The sequence below is a fragment of the Xinfangfangia pollutisoli genome (assembly GCF_020179405.1).
In the GTDB taxonomy this organism is placed as follows: domain Bacteria; phylum Pseudomonadota; class Alphaproteobacteria; order Rhodobacterales; family Rhodobacteraceae; genus Pseudogemmobacter; species Pseudogemmobacter pollutisoli.
Window position 1 is genome coordinate 1 of sequence record NZ_JAICBZ010000147.1, and the last position, 4,222, is coordinate 4,222.

The window sequence follows — 4,222 nt, forward strand, 5'->3', positions numbered from 1 at the left end:
GATGGCACGCGCGCCGTCCAGCGCGATGCCCAGCCGCTCCAGCCGCAGGCGCAGTTGCCGCAGCGAGGGCGCGCCGCCGGCCAGCAGCGCGCGCAGCCCCTCGGCCGGGACATCGGCCTGCCAGCCCAGAAGCCCGCAATCCAGTCGCCCGTCGGGATGGGCCGCCAGAACCTCGGCCCGCTGACCGCCTTCGCTGTTGGTCACCTCGACCCGATCGCCCGGGCGGATCTGCACCGCCAGGGCGCCGGCGCCAGGCACCTGGTAGCGTTCCACCTTGGGGCCTTCGGCAAAGGCAAGCGGCCGGCGCGCGCGGGTGGCGCGCGGCGGGCCGGGGCGAAACAGCATCTCATGCATGGACAGCGTCATGGGCCTATCCTGAATGGAAAAGGGGGGGCCAGACGGCCCCCCAGGGGGACCCCGGGGAAGCGGGGGGGGAACCGTCAGTTGGCCAGATAGGCTTCCATGCTGTCGTCCAGCGCATCCTTCCAGGGCGTGTGATGCGTGGGCGCCATGGTGCCGGTCATGACCGAGCGATAGCTGTGGTTGCGGAAGGCCATGATGTCGTCGGTCTTGTGCTTCTTCCACTGGTAGAAGGCCTCGCAGGCGCCATCGACATCGAAGCTGGGATAATCGGTCTCGGCGATCAGTTCCTTGACGTAATCGCCCTGGTACTTGATCGCGTATTTCACATCGTCCGACAGTTCTTCCCGCGCCTCGCGCTCGGCCACGTCGGCCAGCATCACCGCCTTGTCGGAGGGCAGGTCCAGCCGGCCCAGGATCGCATCGCGCACCCACCAGGCCTGGGCGTCGAACATGTTGAAGGTGAACCACTGGTCCTGCATGCCCAGGTAGAACATCTTCGGGTTATGGGCATAGACGACGCCCTTATACAGATCGGCCGTCGCCAGCCGGTTCTTCGTCTTCAGCCGCAGGTCATCGGGCAGGAAGGGGAAGAAATGCTTGTAGCCAGTGCACAGGATGATCGAGTCGATCTGCTTGGACGAGCCGTCCTGGAAGAAGGCGGTCTTGCCCTCGACCTTCACAAGCCCCTGCTTCTCCTCCCAGTTCGCCGGCCATTTGAAGCCCATCGGCGCCGAGCGGTAGCAGGAGGTCACGCTTTTCGCGCCGTATTTCCAGCATTGCGAGCCGATATCCTCGGCCGAATAGGACGAGCCGACCACCAGCACATTCTGGCCCTCGAATTCCCGCGCGTCGCGGAAATCATGCGCATGCACGATCCGGCCATAGAACTGGTCGAAGCCCGGATATTCCGGCACGTTCGGCGACGAGAAATGCCCCGAGGCCACGATCACGTGGTCGAAGCGTTCCTTGTAGGTGTGATCCTTGGCCGCGTCATGCACGGTCACGGTGAAATCATCGGCATCGCGGTCGAACTCGATCCAGCGCACCACCGAATTGAAGCGGATCCAGTCGCGGACGCCGGCTTTCTGCACCCGGCCCTCGATGTAATCGACCATCACGGCGCGGGGCGGATAGCTGGCGATCTGCTTGCCGAAATGTTCCTCGAAGGAATAGTCGGCGAATTCCAGCCCCTCTTTCGGCCCGTTGGTCCAGAGGTAGCGATACATCGAGCAATGCACCGGCTCGCCGTTCTCGTCGACGCCGGTGCGCCAAGTGTAGTTCCACAGGCCCCCCCAGTTCGACTGCTTTTCGAAACAGACGACCTCGGGGATCTCGGCCCCCTTCTGGGCGGCCGACTGGAACGCCCGAAGCTGGGCGAGACCCGAGGGACCGGCACCGATGATGGCCACACGCTTCTTCATTGTTTCCTCCTTGTTGGTCCGGCATGAACCTGTCTTGCGAACTGGTTCCTTCGGTATGGACCAAGTAAGACAAATGACCTGACTGCGGGTCAACAAAATTTCCTCAGCGGAATATGCGGCAGAGGATTTTTTCTGCGTTTCCTTGGGGAAATTGTGAATTATAGATGAATTTATGCGCAGCCCTTCCTTCGCCCAGCAGCTGGCCGTCACTGGTTCTCTTCCCCGGCTGGAGGCGAAAAACCACCGGGCGCTGCGAATCGGCTTCCTGACGCCCCTGTCGGGGGACGAGGAATTCTGGGGCCGGCCGGGCTTGGACGGGGCGCGGATCTGGGCCGACGGGCTGAACGAACATGGCGGGCTGATGGTCGCGGGCCGCCGCCACCGGGTGGAGATCCTGGCCCATGACAGCGCTTCGGTCGATGTGCTGGAAGCGGCGCGCGATCTGGTCGACCGGCAGCGGGTGAAGATGATCCTGACCCTGGGCGGCGACAGTTTCGCCCCTGCCCTGCCCTGGCTGATGGCGCGGCGGGTGCTGGTCGCCACGCTCTTGCCCTCGGACCTGTCGCCCGACACGCCCTATATGATCGCCCCGGCCGAAGTGCATCCGCTGTTCAATGTCACCGGCGTCGACTGGCTGGCCCGGACCCGGCCCGGTCTGCGCCGCGTCGCGCTGTGCAGCCAGACCGACAGCCTGGGCCTGCCCTCGCTGGCGGTCTACCGCGCGGCCTTCGAGGCCGCCGGCCGCAGCGTGACCCGCGAAATCCGCTATGGCGCCGCGCAGCACGACCCCGCGGCGATCGTCGCGGCGATGCTGGCCGAGGATCCGCAGATCCTGTGCTGGTGTTCCTCGGCCACGCCCATGGTGCAGGCGCTGACGGAACAGGCGTTCCGGCAAGGCTTTCGCGGCCAGATCCTGTCCTGCACGGCCGACGACTACCCCCGGATGATTGCCCGCACCTCGACCGAATTCATGGAAGGCTACACGTTCCAGTTCCCCGATTTCGACGACCCGGCCCTGACCGACACCGCCTTTTTCTTCAACCGGCCGAAAACCTTCTTCGACACCTATAACGCGCGCTTTCCCGGCGAATGGTCGGCGGTCAGCTGGGAATATGCCTCGATCCTGGACCTGTGGCACAATGCGGTGGAACGCGCCGGCACGACCGAGCCGGTGACCGTTCTGGCCGCGATGAAGCGCGAGCAGCAGATGGAACATGCCTTCGGCCCGGCGCGCTGGTGGGGAACCGAGATCTTCGGCATCGACAATGCGCTGGTGGGCGATTGGCCGGTGGTGACGATCCGGTCGGGCAAGGCGCGGATCGCCAGCTTCGGCTCGGTGCTGGACTGGCTGGCACGGCACGAGCCGCTGTTGCAGCGTCACATGGCCGATCTGGGCCAGATGTGGCACCAGCGCCTGGCGGCCCGGACCCGGGTTCCGGCCTGAGCAGCGCCCGGCAGGCGGCTTCCTGCGGCTCAGTCTTCCTGCATCAGCAGCTTCTGATCTTCGATCAAGGCCAGCTTCATGAACTCGGTCGCCTCTTCGATATCGCGCGCGGCGATGGCGTTGAACAGCGCGTTATAGGCGCGCTGATAGGCGGCGATCCGGCTGGGGGTCAGGTGGCGGCGATACATCGCGGCACGGAACGACTGGCGCCGGGCGTCGATCACCAGATTGTAGCAGGCGATCAGCAAGGGGTTTCCGGTGCCCGCGGCGATCTGGCGGTGAAACTCCTCCTCCAGCCGCACGAAGGCCGCGGCATCGGTCATCACCCCTTCCATCCGCGACAGCGTCTCGCCCAGGGCCTCGATCGCGCGGGGCGGCATCGAGATGATCGCCAGCCGCACCATCTCGGGCTCGATGATCCCGCGCATGACCTGCAGCTGCAGGGGCCCGGTCTCGGCCGCCACCGGCGCCAGGGAAACGCTTTTGCCATGCGGATCGTAGGTCACGAAGGACCCCGATCCCGCCCGGCGGCGGATCAGTCCGCGCTCTTCCAGCCAGTCCAGCGCATCGCGCACCGTGTTGCGCGCCACGCCCAGATCCTGCGACAGCTGGCGCTCGGACGGCAGCCGTTCGTCCAGCCCGTATTCCTGGCTGACGATGCGGTTCGTCAGCGTGTCGATCACATATTGAACCGTCGATCCGACAGGCGCCGAGGAATCCAGCGGCGGCGGGGCGGTACGGGCAGGCGGCAGGGACACGGGCATTCACTCCGGCCCGCAGGTCGGGCCGGGGCAAGATTAACCCGGGCGGCGCGACCTGCGCCAGTGCCTGGTGGTCGCGCTTAGCCCATGCGTTCCGAGGCGTAGCTGCCGGGCGAGGCGGGGAAGACGACGGTCTTGTTGCCGTTCAGGAAGACCCGGCGGTGGATATGGGCGTGGATGGCGCGGGCCAGCACCTGGCTTTCCACATCGCGGCCCAGGCTGACATAGTCATC

3 protein-coding genes and 2 pseudogenes are annotated in these 4,222 nt (G+C 65.7%); 1 reads left to right on the forward strand and 4 read right to left on the reverse strand.

The genetic code is table 11. From position 1 onward, the window contains the following. Together K1Y73_RS21410 and K1Y73_RS21415 are read right to left on the reverse strand one after the other, a co-directional pair. Window positions 1-366 (reverse strand): annotated as a pseudogene (locus K1Y73_RS21410) (aminomethyltransferase); the annotation flags it as partial. A gap of 74 nt (window positions 367-440) precedes the next feature. Continuing rightward, window positions 441-1,784: an NAD(P)-binding domain-containing protein gene (locus K1Y73_RS21415; RefSeq protein WP_225030431.1), complete on the reverse strand. Its 1,344-nt coding sequence runs from the start codon at window positions 1,782-1,784 to the stop codon at window positions 441-443. A gap of 172 nt (window positions 1,785-1,956) precedes the next feature. Here K1Y73_RS21415 and K1Y73_RS21420 point away from each other — a divergent pair, with 172 nt between their 5' ends. Next, window positions 1,957-3,228 (forward strand): ABC transporter substrate-binding protein, encoded by a 1,272-nt coding sequence (locus tag K1Y73_RS21420; RefSeq protein WP_225030432.1) that lies wholly within the window; start codon window positions 1,957-1,959, stop codon window positions 3,226-3,228. Window positions 3,229-3,257: 29 nt separating this feature from the next. Here K1Y73_RS21420 and K1Y73_RS21425 read toward each other — a convergent pair whose 3' ends face one another. Further along, entirely contained in the window at window positions 3,258-3,992 is a 735-nt protein-coding gene (locus tag K1Y73_RS21425; RefSeq protein ID WP_225030433.1) for a FadR/GntR family transcriptional regulator, read from the reverse strand. Window positions 3,993-4,069: 77 nt separating this feature from the next. Further along, window positions 4,070-4,222: pseudogene (gene purU, locus K1Y73_RS21430) on the reverse strand (formyltetrahydrofolate deformylase); the annotation flags it as partial.